19 protein-coding genes are annotated in these 16,405 nt (G+C 45.6%); 5 read left to right on the top strand and 14 right to left on the bottom strand.

Translation table 11 applies throughout. The annotated features are described in order from the left end of the window. Positions 1 to 75 precede the first annotated feature (75 nt). Positions 76 to 942, top strand: a complete 867-nt coding sequence (locus FTT68_RS09780) for a carboxypeptidase regulatory-like domain-containing protein (RefSeq protein ID WP_168391092.1) — start codon at positions 76 to 78, stop codon at positions 940 to 942. A 274-nt stretch (positions 943 to 1,216) separates the two neighbouring features. Then, positions 1,217 to 1,534, top strand: coding sequence for a hypothetical protein (locus FTT68_RS09775; RefSeq protein ID WP_005176621.1), 318 nt, complete (start codon positions 1,217 to 1,219; stop codon positions 1,532 to 1,534). A gap of 110 nt (positions 1,535 to 1,644) precedes the next feature. Here FTT68_RS09775 and FTT68_RS09770 read toward each other — a convergent pair whose 3' ends face one another. Both FTT68_RS09770 and FTT68_RS09765 read right to left on the bottom strand, forming a co-directional pair. Continuing rightward, on the bottom strand, positions 1,645 to 2,436 hold the full coding sequence (locus FTT68_RS09770) for a nitroreductase family protein (RefSeq protein WP_180036434.1): 792 nt from the start codon (positions 2,434 to 2,436) through the stop codon (positions 1,645 to 1,647). Between the two features lie 95 nt (positions 2,437 to 2,531). After that, positions 2,532 to 3,332, bottom strand: a complete 801-nt coding sequence (locus FTT68_RS09765) for an enoyl-CoA hydratase (RefSeq protein WP_180036435.1) — start codon at positions 3,330 to 3,332, stop codon at positions 2,532 to 2,534. Positions 3,333 to 3,432: 100 nt separating this feature from the next. On the opposite strand from FTT68_RS09765, the gene FTT68_RS09760 reads away from it, so the two are divergent. Next, positions 3,433 to 4,002: a nicotinate-nicotinamide nucleotide adenylyltransferase gene (locus FTT68_RS09760; RefSeq protein ID WP_075174739.1), complete on the top strand. Its 570-nt coding sequence runs from the start codon at positions 3,433 to 3,435 to the stop codon at positions 4,000 to 4,002. Between the two features lie 63 nt (positions 4,003 to 4,065). Further along, a complete protein-coding gene (locus tag FTT68_RS09755; protein WP_168405206.1) occupies positions 4,066 to 4,650 on the top strand; it encodes a YceI family protein in 585 nt (194 codons plus the stop codon). Between the two features lie 75 nt (positions 4,651 to 4,725). On the opposite strand, the gene FTT68_RS09750 is transcribed toward FTT68_RS09755, so the two are convergent. The 5 genes from FTT68_RS09750 to dapD all read right to left on the bottom strand — a co-directional run bounded on the left by FTT68_RS09750 (position 4,726) and on the right by dapD (position 8,168). After that, on the bottom strand, positions 4,726 to 5,187 hold the full coding sequence (locus tag FTT68_RS09750) for a peroxiredoxin (protein ID WP_005176635.1): 462 nt from the start codon (positions 5,185 to 5,187) through the stop codon (positions 4,726 to 4,728). Between the two features lie 156 nt (positions 5,188 to 5,343). Then, positions 5,344 to 5,757, bottom strand: coding sequence for a hypothetical protein (locus tag FTT68_RS09745; protein ID WP_005176638.1), 414 nt, complete (start codon positions 5,755 to 5,757; stop codon positions 5,344 to 5,346). 16 nt (positions 5,758 to 5,773) lie between these two features. Then, on the bottom strand, positions 5,774 to 6,442 hold the full coding sequence (gene queC, locus FTT68_RS09740) for a 7-cyano-7-deazaguanine synthase QueC (RefSeq protein WP_005176642.1): 669 nt from the start codon (positions 6,440 to 6,442) through the stop codon (positions 5,774 to 5,776). 98 nt (positions 6,443 to 6,540) lie between these two features. Continuing rightward, complete coding sequence (queE, locus tag FTT68_RS09735) at positions 6,541 to 7,251, bottom strand: 7-carboxy-7-deazaguanine synthase QueE (protein ID WP_075167785.1); 711 nt, start codon at positions 7,249 to 7,251, stop codon at positions 6,541 to 6,543. Between the two features lie 95 nt (positions 7,252 to 7,346). After that, the gene (gene dapD / locus FTT68_RS09730) at positions 7,347 to 8,168 is read right to left on the bottom strand and encodes a 2,3,4,5-tetrahydropyridine-2,6-dicarboxylate N-succinyltransferase (RefSeq protein WP_005176646.1); all 822 of its coding nucleotides are present in this window, start codon (positions 8,166 to 8,168) and stop codon (positions 7,347 to 7,349) included. Positions 8,169 to 8,473: 305 nt separating this feature from the next. On the opposite strand from dapD, the gene carO reads away from it, so the two are divergent. Continuing rightward, positions 8,474 to 9,205 carry an ornithine uptake porin CarO type 6 gene (gene carO, locus FTT68_RS09725; RefSeq protein WP_180175308.1) on the top strand — a complete coding sequence of 244 codons (732 nt, stop codon included), beginning with the start codon at positions 8,474 to 8,476 and terminating at the stop codon, positions 9,203 to 9,205. A 45-nt stretch (positions 9,206 to 9,250) separates the two neighbouring features. Here the strand turns inward: carO and FTT68_RS09720 are convergent, their stop codons facing one another. The 7 genes from FTT68_RS09720 to FTT68_RS09690 form a co-directional block, all read right to left on the bottom strand. Continuing rightward, positions 9,251 to 10,465 (bottom strand): OmpP1/FadL family transporter, encoded by a 1,215-nt coding sequence (locus tag FTT68_RS09720; protein ID WP_180175307.1) that lies wholly within the window; start codon positions 10,463 to 10,465, stop codon positions 9,251 to 9,253. A gap of 274 nt (positions 10,466 to 10,739) precedes the next feature. Further along, positions 10,740 to 11,663: a CysB family HTH-type transcriptional regulator gene (locus tag FTT68_RS09715; protein WP_075167787.1), complete on the bottom strand. Its 924-nt coding sequence runs from the start codon at positions 11,661 to 11,663 to the stop codon at positions 10,740 to 10,742. 53 nt (positions 11,664 to 11,716) lie between these two features. Next, positions 11,717 to 12,778 carry a sulfate/molybdate ABC transporter ATP-binding protein gene (locus FTT68_RS09710; protein WP_005176652.1) on the bottom strand — a complete coding sequence of 354 codons (1,062 nt, stop codon included), beginning with the start codon at positions 12,776 to 12,778 and terminating at the stop codon, positions 11,717 to 11,719. An 11-nt stretch (positions 12,779 to 12,789) separates the two neighbouring features. Continuing rightward, a complete protein-coding gene (cysW, locus tag FTT68_RS09705; protein WP_075167788.1) occupies positions 12,790 to 13,683 on the bottom strand; it encodes a sulfate ABC transporter permease subunit CysW in 894 nt (297 codons plus the stop codon). Continuing rightward, positions 13,680 to 14,513, bottom strand: coding sequence for a sulfate ABC transporter permease subunit CysT (gene cysT / locus FTT68_RS09700; RefSeq protein WP_005176654.1), 834 nt, complete (start codon positions 14,511 to 14,513; stop codon positions 13,680 to 13,682). Before cysT ends, cysW begins: the two co-directional genes overlap by 4 nt. A gap of 83 nt (positions 14,514 to 14,596) precedes the next feature. Further along, positions 14,597 to 15,202 carry an alpha/beta hydrolase gene (locus FTT68_RS09695; protein ID WP_005176655.1) on the bottom strand — a complete coding sequence of 202 codons (606 nt, stop codon included), beginning with the start codon at positions 15,200 to 15,202 and terminating at the stop codon, positions 14,597 to 14,599. 47 nt (positions 15,203 to 15,249) lie between these two features. Beyond that, positions 15,250 to 16,260: a sulfate ABC transporter substrate-binding protein gene (locus tag FTT68_RS09690; RefSeq protein ID WP_104471280.1), complete on the bottom strand. Its 1,011-nt coding sequence runs from the start codon at positions 16,258 to 16,260 to the stop codon at positions 15,250 to 15,252. Between the last annotated feature and the right edge of the window lie 145 nt (positions 16,261 to 16,405).

Raw genomic sequence — 16,405 nt, 5'->3', positions numbered from 1 at the left:
ATCCCAAAATGGGGATAGCTGATTTTGCCCGGCACCGTACAATAAACAGCATAATTATAAAAGTGGATAACAAAAATGCAGATGCGAACGGTCATTCCTATTTTTACCAGCTTGATTATGCTGAACGGTTGTGGTGGTGAGAGTGCCAAGATTCAGGAATCTGTCAGATATGCTCAGCCGCTGCATTCCAGTTTAACCCAGTCCCAGTCTGGTACGCAGTCACAAGGCGAAAAGTGGTCAGTTTCAGGTCAGGTATTTGATGCCAGCGGGCAACCTATCGCCCAAGCCAAAATCTATGTGCAGCTGGGCGAACACAACTATTACACCCATTCTCAGACCGATGGCCGTTACACTTTATATCTGCCTCGTGAATATGATTATCCGGATCATATTGCCGGCACGGTCTGGATGGAGGGCTATCAACCGGAAATCCTGTTGCTGTCCTATCAGAACCAGCATTTATATATTGATCAGCATAGTCATCTGGTTCAGCTCAAGCCTTTAACCGAAGCGCATGTGGTGTTTCAGCAGGGGCTACATTTAATTCATCTGGGTGATGATTCACTGGTGAAAAACCCGGAAACCCGAATTCAGACCGCGCCACAAGGACTGGTCTGGAGTGATGGTTTTCAGTATACGCAGGCACTGCAAAAACAGTATAACCAGCTCTGTATCCAGTTGTATGGCAAGGGTATTCAGAGCCAGTATGCCAATCAGGATAAAATTTCCATCTCCAGAAAAAATGACCTGCGTTTAAGTATTACCCAATTGCTGTCGGACAGTCCGAGTTCGGGCGCCTATAGTGCCAATGAGCACTGTTTTCCGTTAAGGCATTTTCAGGTGAATGATCATATTCAGGTGCAAATTAAGTCACATACCCTGGACACCGATCAGGATAATTTCGAGATGCTGAATATTGTAGGCGTCTTAAGAAAAATTTAAAGTAGATTACCTTGCTGAGATAAATAATGGGCTCAATGGAATAGCCTAAGCAAAGAAAGGATCTAATCGATTTTGAAGATTCAATAATTCTCGCTATTCCATTGCCATGTTTCATCCAAACCCATAGCTAAAGCTGGGCAATTGTTTGGGATCAGTACTGTATCTATTCAAACAGATGTAGCGCTATTCAGGATTTAGGTCATTTCTTGCAAACAGCAGATGACAACAGGCCAGTCAATACGGTATGAAAGATAGATCAATACCGGGAGTGACTATGCTAAAACTGATTTTTTATGTGCCTGAATCGCATCTGGAAGCCACCAAAGCTGCTGTATTTAAAGCCGGTGGTGGGGGAATCGGCGATTATGAACACTGTGCCTGGCAGGTGCTGGGCACCGGGCAATTTAAACCCTTACGTGGCGCAGACCCGTATATTGGGGAAGTCGGCACGCTTGAAAAAGTAGAGGAATGGCGGGTGGAAATCATTGTACCGGAAGATAACGCAGCAAATGTAGCCCGTGCCTTAAAAGATAGCCATCCTTATGAAGAACCGGCATTCGAGTTTATTCAGATGATAGATGTGCAGTTTTAATTGTTGAATATTGGAATATCTGACAGAGAAGGAGAGCCTTTTAATCAGCTCTCCCTTGTGCAGCAGTCCCGCTTCTCTCTTAAAGAAAAGTGGGACTTTTTACATCTTGTTTAAACTTTCTGAATAAACAACTCCCGGTCAAACCGGTATTGCGGGAAGAACACGCCATCTTTCGCACGTTCACCGGCAGCAATTACCATCACCACATATTGCTGTTCATTCAGCTTTAAGATTTTACGCACCATTGGCTCATCAAAACCTTCCATCATACAGCTGTCAAAGCCATAAGCGCGTAAGGCCAGCACCAGATTTTCACAGGCCAAAGCGGTAGTTTTCGAGGCCCACAGTTTGGCATCGGCCGGATGAAATGCCGACACTGGCAATTGCTTGTCCAAGCTACGTGCCACTTTAAAGGCCACTTTTTTGAAATGACCGAAGGCATTGAAATAGCCAGTTTTATAATTATAGGGAATAAATTTATAGTATTTTTTTACCGGGGCTGGCGCTTCAGGAAACGGGAACTCGGAAATATTGAGTTTGGCCATTTCATCAATGCGGTCGGTGCGTGCTACACAAACAATCAGCTCGGCCGCAGTTTTGGCTGCCAGTTGACTCAGACAGGCTTTGACCAGCTGCTTTTTCTTGGCCGGATTCTGGACCACATAAAAGGTCCACGGCTGTAAATTGGAGGAGTTCGGTGCCAGTAAGGCTAAATCCAGGCAGGCATCTAAAATATCCGCTGGAATGGGCTTGTCTGTAAATTTACGTACTGAACGGCGACTGGTGATGACTTTACGAAAGTTTTCGACATCAATATCTTGTGGTGCCGGTTCGTAATAGCGTTTTTTCTCGGTTGAAGATGATGCAGAGTTTAAAGATAAGGGATCTGACGAATTTGACATGGGAACCATCACAAAAGAGATAAAAGAAAGAGAAAACAACTAAACCATAAAAAACGTAGGCACAGCGACTGCACCTACGTTGATGAGCATAATACTTAATGAAACTGGGTAAAGTCAGGTTTACGTTTTTGCATAAAAGCCTGTACAGCTTCCATCATTTCCGGTGAGCCGACCCGTTTCATAAAGATTTCCGCTTCATGATCAATACAGTCAATGATCTCATCCAGATTGTGTTTCATTAGCGCTTTGGTTTGTTTGAGAGAAGCCAGTGGTAAGGCTGCCAAAATGTGCGCCTGTTGCTGGGCAGTGGCATATACATCCTCTTCAATCCTATTGACCAGACCGGCGTTTAGCGCTTTGTCGCTGTTAAACTTCTGCGCAGTTAGCAGCAGCTCTGCGGCTTTATGGAAACCGGCTTGCTGTACCAGCAGTTTGCTGGACGCACCTTCTGGGGACAGGCCGAGGCTCACAAATGGAATCTGGAACAGGGCAGTGTTGTCGCTATAGACTAAATCTGCATGTAATAACAGCGTGACCCCAATGCCAATGGCTACACCACGCACCGCAGCAATCAGTGGTTTGGAAAAACGTGCAGCAGCTTTTAGCAATACAAAGGGTGGCGTATCTCCAGCTTTGCCTTGCAATGGTGTTTGAATAAACTTCATGAAGTCCTGCATGTCGTTACCGGCACTGAAATCAGCATCGGCTCCGCGTAAAATTACTACGCGGACGTCTTTATTCTGATCGGCTTCGTCCAGTGCCTGCGCAATCCAGAGATACAGTTCACCATACAGGGCATTTTTGGCTTCCGGGCGCTGAATGGCTAAGGTCAGTACGCCATTGTCTAAATTCGCATTCAAATGTGGATGGGGTTGTTGAATACAGCTCAGTGTCATCGTACTATCCTTGCTTTCAATTAATTTGAATTTATGGGCTTATTATGGCGAAAATTATTATTGACGCCACAACTGGTGAGTTCATAAAAGTTGATGTGCTATGAATTATAAATTTGATTATCTTGTGTTTATTGGCCGCTTCCAGCCTTTTCATCTGGCACATATGCAGACCATTTTAATCGCGCTGGAGCAAAGTGAAAACGTGATTTTGGCACTGGGCTCAGCACAAGATGAACGCAATATCAAAAATCCGTTTACTGCCGCTGAACGCCAGCAGATGATTCTGTCCAACTTTAGCCCAGAGCAGCAGCAGCGGATCAAATTTGTGCATGTGGTCGATGTATATAACGATGAAAAATGGCAGAAACTGGTGAAAATGCTGGTGGCCACGGTGGCCGGACCAGAAGCCAAAGTCGGTTTAATTGGCCATTTTAAAGATGAGTCTTCCTATTATCTGCAATTTTTCCCGGAGTGGGAGATGGTCGAGCTTGACAGTCTGGAAGGTGCCATGTCTGCCACGCCGGTACGTGAAGCCTATTTTCGTGGAGAAATCTGGACCGATGCCTTCCCGCCGGGCACAATCAAATTTTTACAGAATTTTCAGCACACGCCGGTTTATCAACAATTACAAGACAAATATCATGCGCAAGACCGTAGTAATCTCACCTAAGCTCGCCGGCTCCATCTTGTTAACGAGATAAAGCAAGCCAGCTGTGTAGCAAGGAGATAAGCGATGAACTTGAACCCGTCACATGTAGCAAGGTCAAAGACCAAATGCTTACTGGGTGCGGCTATTATGCTGTTGGGTATCAGCCCGGCCTATGCCGAGCGCTGGACCTTGACCCCAAAAAGTGAAGTTGGTTTTGAGATTAAGTCCATGGGCGTGCAACTGGTCGGAGGGCAGTTTAAAGAGGTGCAGTCAGTCATGCATTTTGATCCAACAGCACCGCAGCAGGCCTCAACCCAATTTGTGCTAAATGTGGATAGTCTGCAGCTGAGTAAACCGTCTTTAAGACATATGATTCTGGGTGAGGACTTATTCTATGCTCAAAAATATAAAACCGTCAGTTTTAAAAGCACGCGTTTTACTGCTTTAGGTCCTGATCAATATCGTATTGCCGGTAATTTAACCCTACGCGGCGTGACGCGTCCGGTTGTTTTTCATACCAGTTTAAAACCGAATACAGGAAACCCGAAATTGCTGGATGTGCAATCATCAACCCAAATTCAGCGTAGTGATTTCGGTATGAAAAAGGCGATGGGTGGTGTTGGAGAAAAGGTCAATATTCAGCTTAAAGGTCAGTGGCGTGTTCAATAATGAGATAACAATAGACGTGATGAGTGAATTAAAAGCCCGAGCTTACCTCAGGCTTTTTTCCGATCCAGCAATTGTTTAACTGTTGGCTTGTAAGGTTTTTAAATCTTCCAGTACCTGCTCGGCATGTCCTGCAGCCTTGACTTTACGGTATTCCTTGACCAGCTGGCCGTTATGGAAAATAAAGGTAGAGCGCTCAATTCCCATGACTTTTTTGCCATACATATTTTTTTCTTTAATCACATCAAAATGCTGGCACAGCACTTCTTCCTTATCACTGATCAGATCAATCGTCAGGTTCTGTTTGGCAGTAAAGTTCTGATGTGCTTTCACCGAATCACGCGACACGCCAAGAATGGTCGCACCCAATGCCTCAAACTGATCTTTCAGGCCAGAAAAATCTACTGCCTGCGTGGTACAGCCTGGAGTGGAATCCTTTGGATAAAAATACACAATTAACCATTCCGCCTGTAGTTCAGCCAGATTGATTTCCGCCGTGGTGGTCGGAAAAGTCTGATTCGGTAAGTTCAAGTCGCTCATGATATCGTCCTTTTAGATTGTGTCAGTTTTTAAATTGCCTCTATCATACCGAATTTCCTGCGTTTTCTCACAAATTACCGGTAGAGAAAAATGAACGCAGCAAACTGGGTAAAAAAAAGCCTGCAATGGATGCAGGCCTCTGGAGGAACTATATGATTATTTCTTTTGCTGCGCTTGCGCGGCTTTCATGGCTTCTTCAGTTAAGGTTTTTAATTTACCGGTTAACTGAGGACCAAAACATGCCTGTAAGTCTTTGTTTTGTTTTTGGACAAAAGCAAGGGTACTTGGGCTTTTCTTCTGGTTAATGGTACTTTGGATTTCCCATTTTTGTGCATTGGTCAGCTTGCCATCTGCTTCAACCGCACAGGTACAGTATTTGCTGACTTCAGCAGCGCTTAACTTTTTACCTTTGGCAGTTTCTTCTTTACAAACATTAATCAGCGCCGATTTTACATTGGTGCTTTTATATGCCTGTTGCAATTTGTCTGTGTTGGCCTGAGCAGATGTTGCGAATACGGCTACAGTAGACACAATCGCAGAAAGGATAATGTTTGATTTTAAATTCTTCATAGATTCTACCTTGTCATTACGGTATATAACGTGTTGGATCAGCCACACCTGCGTCTAGGAAACCCTGTTTACGTAAACGACAGCTATCGCATTTTCCACAAGCACGTCCTTGGTCATCTGCCTGGTAGCAAGACACCGTTTGACTATAGTCTACGCCATGATCAAGACCTAAGCGAATGATATTTGCTTTGGATAAATGTAACAAAGGTGTTTCAAATTTGAGTGGTTTTCCTTCTACGCCCACTTTGGTCGCCAAACGCGCCATATTGGCAAAAGCCTCAATAAACTCAGGACGACAGTCCGGATAGCCGGAATAATCCACCGCGTTAATACCAATAACAATGGCTTCTGCATCAAATACTTCCGCTGCTGCCAGTGCATAAGACAGGAAGATGGTGTTACGTGCTGGCACATAAGTCACCGGAATACCATCCTGTTCCTGCTCGGGTACCTCAATATTATGATCGGTCAGGGCAGAGCCACCTAAGTTACCTAAATCAATATTAATAACACGATGTTCTACACCTGCACGCTGGGTTAAGGCTTTGGCAGCGTCCAGTTCAGTGGTTGAACGCTGGCCATAACGAAAACTGAGGGCGATACATTCATAACGCGCTTGCGCCCACGCTAAACAGGTTGTTGAGTCTAAACCACCAGATAACAATACAATGGCACGAGGGCGCATCAGAATCTCCAAAATAATAAAAAGCAATTTGAGCTGTGTATAGAGCTTTGCGTTTCGCAGCTTAATTTTGCAAACAGAGCAATTATACAGCAGCCTGATTAACGACCAGTTTCATCATTCCACAGCAGTTTGTGTAACTGTAGCTGAAAACGAACAGGGAGATGGTCTTCTAAAATCCATTGGGCCAAATCACGGGCCAGTTGCGGCATGCGTGCGGCACCATTTTCAACTTCAAAGGCAGGGGAAAACCAGACGGTGCTGACTTTTTTATGCAGTTGATATAACTCTACTTGCTGCTTCGACCATTCATAATCTTCACGGTTACAAATTACGAACTTGATTTGATCATGCGCAGTTAAATAGTCCAGATTTGAAAGCAAATTCCGTGCAACTTCCCCCGAGGTTGGGGTTTTTAAATCTAAAACTTTGGAAACACGCGGGTCTACCTTAGATACATCTAAAGCACCGCTGGTTTCTAGGGACACTTCACAGCCTAAATCTGCTAATCGCTGCATTAAAGGCAGTGCATTCGGCTGTGCCAGCGGTTCACCGCCTGTCACGCAGACATATGGTGTGTTAAAGTCCAGCGTGGTCTGAATAATCGCTTCAAGTGACTGACGTTCGCCGCCTTCAAAAGAATAGGTGGTATCACAATAAGTACAGCGCAGCGGACAACCGGTTAAACGGATAAATACGGTAGGCAGCCCTGAGGTATTGGCTTCGCCTTGTAATGAATAGAAGATCTCCGTAATGCGTAAACCCGCAGACGGATCAGAAACAGGAATAGCGGAAGATCGAAGCGTACTCATAACAAATTAACCACCGGGTAGAAAAACAAAAATCTCTACGATCATTGCTAACCGTAGAGATGAGGAGCGATAGCTCCGCTTAAACTAAAGAAAAATTAGTCTTCGCGTAATAAATCGTTCAGGCTGGTTTTCGCACGTGTTTGCGCGTCAACTTTTTTCACGATAATGGCAGCATATAAGCTGTATGTGCCACATTTAGATGGCAGGCTACCAGAAACAACTACAGAGCCGGCAGGAACACGGCCGTAGTGGATTTCGCCAGTTTCACGGTCATAAATCTTGGTAGATTGACCAATGTAAACGCCCATTGAAATCACAGAACCTTCTTCAACAATCACGCCTTCCACGATTTCAGAACGTGCGCCGATGAAGCAGTTATCTTCAATAATGGTCGGATTGGCTTGGAGTGGCTCAAGTACACCACCAATACCAACACCACCAGACAAGTGTACATTTTTACCAATTTGTGCACATGAACCGACAGTGGCCCAAGTGTCGACCATAGTGCCTTCATCTACGTATGCACCAATGTTGACATACGATGGCATCAGCACCACATTTTTCGCCTGGAACGAACCTTTACGTGCAACTGCAGGGGGTACTACGCGTACGCCAGCCGCTTTAAACTGTTCTTCAGTCCAGCCTTTGAATTTTGTGTCGACTTTGTCATAGAAACGAAGATCACATGACTCAATTGGTTTGTTGTCGTTCAGTTTAAAAGATAACAAAACGGCTTTTTTCAACCATTGGTGTACAACCCATTCACCGTCAATTTTTTCCGCTACACGCAGTGTACCGTTATCTAAGCCAGCAATAGCTTCCTCTACTGCCTGACGGATTTCAGCCGGGCAGTCTGCCGCGGTGAAATTAGCACGATCTTCAAACGCTTGTTCAATAATCGTTGAAAGCTGAGACATGATCTTCCTTCCAAAAAAATTTTCAAGATTTTACACTAAATTGAACACGGGTTAGATGAAAATTGGCGCTAAGATCGAAATTAATAATAAAGAAAAATGTTTTCGCTCAATAGAAGAAACATCTGCTTAAACTTTCACCTCAAAAAAGAGTTATCTTTCAAAAAGAAACATAGATTTGTATCAAAAAATAACAAAAAATGAGCAAAATGTGCATAAAAACTGTGCGGGAACTTCTTTATATTTAAGCTTATCAACAATAGTACGAAACATGAAAAATAAGTTTTTATTTTGAGGAGCATATTACGATGAAATCTTTACATAAAATTTTAGCCATTTCAGTGCTTGCTACAGCAGCAGGTTCAGCAATGGCAGCAGATCAGACAGTCGTGACAGATGAAGGTGTTTCAACTTTCTCTTTCTTTAAACCCGCTGCAGTCCGTGCTGAAGTTGGTACAACAGGTTATGGTGGTGCGATTTCTTGGAGTGCAAACCCATACGTAGGTGTAACTTTAGGTTATAACGGCGGCGATATTTCTTGGACGGATGACCTTTCAGTTAATGGTACTAAATATGATTTAGATATGGACAATAACCTGACATATTTAAATGCAGAAATCCGTCCTTGGGCGAACTGGTTCTATATGGCAGCTGGTGTAGCTTATATTGATAATGATTATGATCTTTCAAAACGTATTGGTGCTGGTGAAACTTTAAGTATTGATGGTAATCAGTATCAACTTGCTCCTGGCGCAACGGAGGGGCGTGTGAATGGTCAACTGTCATATAAAAATAATATCGCACCTTATGTAGGGATTGGTTTCTCTCCAGCAATTACTGACCGTTGGGGGGTATTTGGTGAAATTGGTGCCTACTACAATGGTAATCCGCAAGTTAATTTAACTGCATCTGGCTTAGCACCAGTAGAAGGTTCTCCTAGTGTGGAATCAGTAATTGAAGAAGAAGAACGCGCTATTCGTAATGACAACGAATACGAATGGTTACCAGTGGCGAAACTGGGTGTAAGCTTCCGCTTCTAAGCCATTTCTATAAAAAAACGAGCTTCGGCTCGTTTTTTTATACCTTTAGAAATGATGGCCAAATCTTAGTCCATATACCCAGGCATGATTGTCCCGATTGACCGAGGCTAGACTGGAAATTTGAGTGCCGGCAAAATCACTGGGTTGAATATGCGGCTGTTTAAACTTTAAATAATAGGCCCCTGCAGCAATAAAACTGTCAGGTCGAAAATAAAAGAGCTGGCCTAAGCCGAGGCTATAGTGCCCATCTGCCGGATTTAGGGTCGAGGCCGGATTGCCAATCCCGGAGTCCCAGCCCAGTTCTAACTGACTGATCCAGCGTGCATTCCAGCGATGTAACCCGCCCAGTTTGGCCGACCATTGATCTTTCTGATAATGAATTAATTTAAAGTCTTTAATTTCAGGAATGAATGTTGCGTAAGCATCAATCACGGCGCCAAATTGAGTCGGTTGTATATAAAAATCTTTCCAGTTAACCCAGCGTATACCTGCATAGAGCAGGTTATTGGCACTGATGCCGGTGTGTAAATCCAGATTCAGCGATTCGGGTGTGCGAACCGCGGTATTCTGGTCCGCCACAATCTGCAATTGGCCTTGTAGAGACTGTTCCTGTACCGCTAGCTGATGATGAATGGCCGAACGATAAGTGAACGCCGCACTCATGGCATATTCAGGAATCTGGTAGCGTACCCCGGCCAGCCAACCCCAGGCATCATCTTCAGGGAAATAGGCCTGATAGCCATGAAAAATATAATAGTTTTGTCCCAAAAGCTCTAGGTTTCCCTGAAAAGACTGATGACTGAGTCCTGCATAAAAAGTCCAGTGCGTATCCGGATGATACCCGATAAGTGCGCTAATATTTTCTGTTTTAAAGCGAATGTCGGCAGCTTCGACGTCTAATGGTTGACCATAAAAATCCGGGTTGTAGTTATAGTTGACCTTAACACCAAAGGGCTGATCATAAAGCAGGGCAAAGGAAAACTCTGGATTCAGCTGCAGTTTAAAACCACCGAGCACAAAATGCTGCTCGGGTGCCAGGTTGCCGGTGGAATAGTCATAAATTCCTAACTCGGCCAGTGCAGCCTGGTTTTCGACTTGTCCTGCAACATCGGCCTCTAAATGCACCAGGGAGATTTCGGCATAATGATCGGGCTGGAAAAAGATATGCATGGATTGTCCGGACTGCTCCAGCGCTGCTGCAGAAACAGCTTGAACCGGTAAAAGCAGGCTCATCGACACCCAGAAAAAATGGACCTTCATTGGCTGTCCTTTAATTTTTGGTTAAATTATAAATTTATAAAGTATTGATATTTAAAAATTATCTAGCTATTAAAACTGAATTTGCTGAAAAAATAAACAGGTTTAAGTGATCTTTATCCCATTTTTTTAGGGATGCTGTAATGTAGTTCAAAATAAGCATTAGTATAAAATTTAAGAAGTATGGATTGGGCTAGTCTGATTACTGGATCAACTGGAATGATATAAAAAAGAGGATGCTGATGCCATCCTCTTCATTTCCATTTTTTGTGGGTGTTTAATCTTCTGGATACGCGACTTTTTTCAGGGCTTTAATATCGGCTTCAGGTGAGCACAGGGAAATAAACTCATAGCCATAACCACGTAGTAAATGTCCTTTACGCACCGCCAGCCAGGTGGTATTCAGGCCAAAAATATCGGTTTCTATCTGCTTTAAACGATAATCACGTTCCTGGTCATAGGCTACATTGTTGACTACACCCACGCCCATGCCTAATTCGACATAGGTTTTAATGACGTCGGCGTCCAGGGCAGACATCACGATATCAACATCAATACCGGCATCTTCAAAGGCTTTGTCAATTTTAGAACGGCCGGTAAAACCGCCGTGGTAGGTAATAATCGGATATTCCGCCAAATCCTGAATGCTGATCTCGGCTTTATGGGCCAGCGGATGGTTTTGCGGGGTAATAATACTGTGCTGCCAAGTATAGTAAGGCACACTGGCCAGATTGCTTTCTGTGGTTAAGGATTCTGTTGCAATACCAATATCGGCTTCGCCTTGTAGCAGCATCTCGGTAATTTCAACCGGACTGGCCTGTTGCAGAATCAGATGGACCTTGGGAAATTCTTTTTTAAACTGGTTCACAATCGGCGGGAGTACATAACGTGCCTGAGTGTGGGTGGTGGCAATGGTTAGGGTGCCTTCATCCACTTTATTGAAATCATCGGCCAGACGTTTAATATTATCGGCATCCACCAACATGCGCTCAACAATACCGAGTAGGGCCTGACCAGGTTCAGTCAAACCGAGCAGGCGTTTGCCTTTACGGATAAACAGTTGCACACCCAGTTCATCTTCCAGGTCTTTAATATGCTTGCTCACCCCGGACTGGGAGGTGTACAGCGCCGCAGAGGCTTCGGTTAAATTGAAGTTCTGGCGCACAGTTTCTCGAATAATTCTGAGCTGTTGGAAGTTCATGTCCTTTTTCCCTCAAAAAAGGATGGGGCTTGAAATGCCCCATCGGTGCGCGGTTAAGCGACTTGATTTTCAAATAAATGTAATTGACTTGCTGTCAGCCAGACGGTCTGGTTTGGACGGAACTGATGCAAGCGTGCTTCTTCTGGGGTGAGGGAAATTTCAATTAAGTTCCCTTGACGGTCGTTCAGTTCTGCCAGCACTTTACCGGCAATCCAGACTTCACGTAAGAAGGTGGCTTGAATGGCATTGTCCTGTGGCTGGGCATGAATGGTCAGCTCATCCGGGCGGGCAAAGGCAATGATCTCGCCCTGAGGCCCCTGTTGTGCGCTGGCCAGCTGAATACGGTCTTCACCCAGCTGAATCAGGCCATTGCTGTTCTGACCTTCAAAACGGTTGGCCTGACCCAGGAAGTCAAACACAAACGGCGTCGCCGGTTTTTCGTAGACTTCGCGTGGTGAACCAATCTGCTCGATGTTGCCTTTGTTCATCACCACGATCTGGTCCGCCACTTCTAAGGCTTCTTCCTGATCATGGGTAACAAAAATAGAGGTAATGTGCAATTCATCATGCAGGGTACGTAACCAGCGGCGCAGTTCTTTACGCACTTTGGCATCCAGCGCACCAAACGGTTCATCCAGCAGCAGGACACGTGGTTCAACGGCTAAGGCACGCGCCAGGGCAATACGCTGACGCTGACCGCCAGACAATTGCGCCGGATAACGGTCGGCCAGAAAGCCGAGTTGTACCAGATCAAGCAGGCGGGTCACGCGTTTTTTAATTTCAGCTTCCGATGGACGAGTGGCACGCGGACGTACACGTAAACCAAAGGCAATGTTGTCAAAAACGGTCATGTGACGGAACAGCGCATAATGCTGGAAGACGAAACCGACCTGACGCTCACGCACGTGAACATCGGTGGCATCCTGACCTTCCAGAATCACCTGACCACCATCGGCAGATTCCAAACCGGCAATAATCCGCAGCAGGGTGGTTTTACCACAGCCCGATGGACCTAACAGGGCCACCAGTTGGCCATCTGGAAAATCGAGGGAGATATTGTTCAGTGCATGGAATGCACCAAAGTGTTTTTCAATATTTTTAACTTGAATACTCATGAGGTCATTCCTTAAGAAACTGTTGAATCTTCATTACGTTTGTCCTGCTTTTCCTGACGGATTTCGACCCAGGTTTTCAGGATCAAGGTCACAATCGCCAGCAGGGCCAGCAGGGATGACACCGCAAACGCAGCACTGAAGGTATATTCGTTATAGAGAATCTCAACGTGTAAGGGCAAAGTATTGGTTTCACCGCGAATGTGTCCAGACACGACTGATACCGCACCAAACTCACCCATCGCCCGGGCATTACACAGAATGACACCGTAAATCAGGCCCCATTTAATATTCGGCAAGGTGACTTTCCAGAAGGTCTGCCAGCCAGATGCACCCAGTACAATGGCCGCTTCTTCTTCTTCGGTGCCTTGTGCTTCCATAAGTGGAATCAGTTCACGTGCCACAAACGGTACGGTAATAAAGATGGTGGCAATGACAATCGCTGGCACGGCATATAAAATCTTGATGTCGTTGTCCATTAACCAGTTGCCCATCCAGCCCTGAGTACCAAAAATCAGTACCAGCATCATCCCGGCAATGACCGGAGAGACCGAGAACGGCAAATCAATGATGGTGGTCAGAATCGATTTACCCGGGAAGTTAAACTTGGCCACCGACCAGGCTGCGGCTACACCAAACACCACGTTGAGTGGAACGGCAATGGCCGCGGTGAGTAAGGTCAGTTTGACTGCAGATAAGGTATCTGGATGTACCAGCGCCTGGGTATACACGCCCACACCTTGTTTAAAGGCTTCAACGAACACCAGAATTAACGGCAGAATCAGGCAGCTCAGGAAGAAAATCAGGGCAATGGCCAGTAAGGTGTAGCGAACCCAGGTCGGTTCACGGGTGGCATCACGCGATTGCAGCTTGTCGGCCAAAGCATTGCTGTTGGTATTTAAACTCATCGGGCTGTTCTCCCTGTACGACGGCTGGCCCATGCTTGTAACAAGTTAATCAGGAACAGCATCACGAATGAAATCAGCAGCATCACCACCGCAATAGTGGTTGCACCGGCATAATCATATTCTTCTAAACGGGAGATAATCATCAGCGGGGCAATTTCAGTTTCAAAAGGCTGGTTCCCGGCAATGAAGATTACCGAACCATATTCACCCACGCCACGGGCAAAGGCCAGGGCAAAACCGGTAATTAACGCCGGCAGTAAAATCGGGAAAATGACTTTGGTAACAATCTGCAGACGGTTTGCGCCCAGAGCAGATGCCGCTTCTTCCAGCTCGGTTTCCAGATCGCTGAGTACCGGCTGTACGGTACGCACCACAAATGGAATACCAATGAAGATCAGGGCCAGGGTAATCCCGATAGGGGTATAGGCCACCTGAATGCCTAAAGGCTCCAGATACTGACCAATCCAGCCGGTAGGTGCATATAAAGAGGTCAGGGCAATACCGGCCACGGCGGTCGGTAAGGCAAAAGGTAAATCGACCAGCGCATCAATCAGGCGTTTGCCCGGGAAGCGGTAACGCACCAGACACCAGGCCAGCAATAAACCAAAAACGACGTTCACCAGCGCTGCGATCAGCGCAGCACTAAAACTTAACTGCAAAGATTTTAAGATACGTTCAGAACTTAAAATTTCCCATAAACCTTCCCAGCCAATGTCCAGCGATTTTAAAAATACGGCAGACAAAGGAATCAGAACGATTAATGATAAATACGCTAGGGTAAAGCCTAGAGAAAGACCAAATCCTGGCAGCACTCGGGACCGCTGCGACATGATTACTCCTCAAAGAGAGAATGCGGGCTGAAATCAGCCAGCGAAAAATAAATAAATTTCGGCACAAGCATAATTTGCGAAGGTTAAATTGCAAATTTAAATAAATACTTGCTGTCATCAGTAATACTGATATGCTGCATAGCCTTTTCTGAAATCAGGTAATTCCAGAGTTCAGGAAAAGGACCAAAACCAGAGGCGACATTAATATGCCCGACATGGCCCAAGCTTACCGGTTCTAATTGCCAGGACTGCGCCAGTTCCAGTGCATGTTCGGCATTTAACCAGGGATCATTTTCACTGATCAGCATGCTGGCGGGAACCTGCACTTGCAGCTGATGAAAATAGTCCTGATAGTCATGCTGGCTGTCACGGGCAAAACCGGCTTCACCAAAACGGCCCGGGTTGGCCGGTGCCACCAGTACCAGATTCTTGACCTTGCGTTGCAGCGCCGGGTATTGCGCCAGAGCGGCTACGGTAGTCAAACAGCCAAAGCTATGCGCCACAATTTGCAGCGGTGCATCAATCGCCGCCACGGTGCTTCGGAACTGTTCTACCCAGGTTTCGAGTACCGGAGCATTCCAGTCCTGCTGCTCGACGCGGGAGCAGGACATGAGCTGTCGTTGTAACCAGGATTGCCAGTGGCTATATTCACTGCCACCTACGCCCGGAACAATTACGGTATGAATCATGTCGATGCTCCTTTGCTTACCTTACAGTTGCTGATGCTACAGCTGAATTATTTCGCGCTATTGGCTTTTACGATCTGGTCGAAAATACCGCCATTTTCAAAATGTGCAGACTGGACTTTGGCCCAGCCCCCAAATTCCTGATCTACCGTGACCAGCTTTAACGGCTTAAAGACCTGGCTGTATTTCTTTAATGCTGCTTCGCTACGAGGACGATAATAATGTTTGCCGGCTAAATCCTGTCCGAGTGGGGAATACAGGAAGTTTAAATAGCCTTGGGCCAAATATTTGTTGCCGTGTTTTTCCGCATTTTTCTCAACAATGGCCACCGGCGGTTCTGCCAGTACCGACAGGCTTGGGGTAATAATTTCAAATTTACCCGGCTGCTCACGAATGGCTAAGTGCGCTTCATTTTCCCAGGCCAGCAGTACATCACCAATGCCACGCTCGGCAAATGTGGTGGTTGAACCGCGGGCGCCTGAATCCAGAACTTTGGTGTTTTTATAAATTTTACGGACAAATTCCTGTGCAGTTTGATCATTGCCACCCGGCTGATGTTTAGCCCAAGCCCAGGCGGCCAGATAGTTCCAGCGTGCACCGCCTGAGGTTTTCGGGTTCGGGGTAATAATACCTACGCCCGGCTTGACCAGATCGCCCCAGTCCTGAATCCCTTTCGGATTACCTTTACGCACTAAAAATACAATGGTCGAGGTATAAGGTGTCGAGTTATGTGGTAATTTCTTTTGCCAGTCTGCCGGAAACAGTTTGGCTTTTTCCGCAATTACATCAATATCGGCGGCCAAAGCCAGCGTCACCACATCGGCACTCAGGCCATCAATTACGGCACGGGCCTGTTTGCCTGAACCACCATGCGACTGTTTAAAGTTAATTTTTTGTCCGGTCCGGCTTTCCCAGTATTTGCCGAACTGTTTATTCACATCATCATATAATTCACGGGTCGGGTCATACGACACGTTCAGAAAATCTTTTGCAGCAACACCAAAAGAGGATGCCGAAATTAATGCGGCCAGTACCCCAATTTTTAATTTTGTAAAACTCATGACTAACCTCAAATTTTTCGCTGTTTTGTAACATGAGGCAAGAATAGCGCTAGTCTTATTCCTAAAAAAATAATAAAAAATGAATTTTATATGAATAAAAAAGAAATATAAATAGATCTTCCATTCTTACACTAAAGCCAGCTCA

The organism is Acinetobacter sp. Q85-2, from assembly GCF_013420555.1.
In the GTDB taxonomy this organism is placed as follows: domain Bacteria; phylum Pseudomonadota; class Gammaproteobacteria; order Pseudomonadales; family Moraxellaceae; genus Acinetobacter; species Acinetobacter indicus.
This window is presented reverse-complemented; position numbering and strand designations above follow the sequence as displayed.

Bases quoted from the DNA above. Each gene is read 5' to 3' on its own strand.
- FTT68_RS09780 (WP_168391092.1), top strand. From the start codon at position 76: ATGCAGATGCGAACGGTCATTCCTATTTTTACCAGCTTGATTATGCTG.
- FTT68_RS09775 (WP_005176621.1), top strand. From the start codon at position 1,217: ATGCTAAAACTGATTTTTTATGTGCCTGAATCGCATCTGGAAGCCACC.
- FTT68_RS09770 (WP_180036434.1), bottom strand. From the start codon at position 2,436: ATGTCAAATTCGTCAGATCCCTTATCTTTAAACTCTGCATCATCTTCA.
- FTT68_RS09765 (WP_180036435.1), bottom strand. From the start codon at position 3,332: ATGACACTGAGCTGTATTCAACAACCCCATCCACATTTGAATGCGAAT.
- FTT68_RS09760 (WP_075174739.1), top strand. From the start codon at position 3,433: ATGAATTATAAATTTGATTATCTTGTGTTTATTGGCCGCTTCCAGCCT.
- FTT68_RS09755 (WP_168405206.1), top strand. From the start codon at position 4,066: ATGAACTTGAACCCGTCACATGTAGCAAGGTCAAAGACCAAATGCTTA.
- FTT68_RS09750 (WP_005176635.1), bottom strand. From the start codon at position 5,187: ATGAGCGACTTGAACTTACCGAATCAGACTTTTCCGACCACCACGGCG.
- FTT68_RS09745 (WP_005176638.1), bottom strand. From the start codon at position 5,757: ATGAAGAATTTAAAATCAAACATTATCCTTTCTGCGATTGTGTCTACT.
- queC (WP_005176642.1), bottom strand. From the start codon at position 6,442: ATGCGCCCTCGTGCCATTGTATTGTTATCTGGTGGTTTAGACTCAACA.
- queE (WP_075167785.1), bottom strand. From the start codon at position 7,251: ATGAGTACGCTTCGATCTTCCGCTATTCCTGTTTCTGATCCGTCTGCG.
- dapD (WP_005176646.1), bottom strand. From the start codon at position 8,168: ATGTCTCAGCTTTCAACGATTATTGAACAAGCGTTTGAAGATCGTGCT.
- carO (WP_180175308.1), top strand. From the start codon at position 8,474: ATGAAATCTTTACATAAAATTTTAGCCATTTCAGTGCTTGCTACAGCA.
- FTT68_RS09720 (WP_180175307.1), bottom strand. From the start codon at position 10,465: ATGAAGGTCCATTTTTTCTGGGTGTCGATGAGCCTGCTTTTACCGGTT.
- FTT68_RS09715 (WP_075167787.1), bottom strand. From the start codon at position 11,663: ATGAACTTCCAACAGCTCAGAATTATTCGAGAAACTGTGCGCCAGAAC.
- FTT68_RS09710 (WP_005176652.1), bottom strand. From the start codon at position 12,778: ATGAGTATTCAAGTTAAAAATATTGAAAAACACTTTGGTGCATTCCAT.
- cysW (WP_075167788.1), bottom strand. From the start codon at position 13,683: ATGAGTTTAAATACCAACAGCAATGCTTTGGCCGACAAGCTGCAATCG.
- cysT (WP_005176654.1), bottom strand. From the start codon at position 14,513: ATGTCGCAGCGGTCCCGAGTGCTGCCAGGATTTGGTCTTTCTCTAGGC.
- FTT68_RS09695 (WP_005176655.1), bottom strand. From the start codon at position 15,202: ATGATTCATACCGTAATTGTTCCGGGCGTAGGTGGCAGTGAATATAGC.
- FTT68_RS09690 (WP_104471280.1), bottom strand. From the start codon at position 16,260: ATGAGTTTTACAAAATTAAAAATTGGGGTACTGGCCGCATTAATTTCG.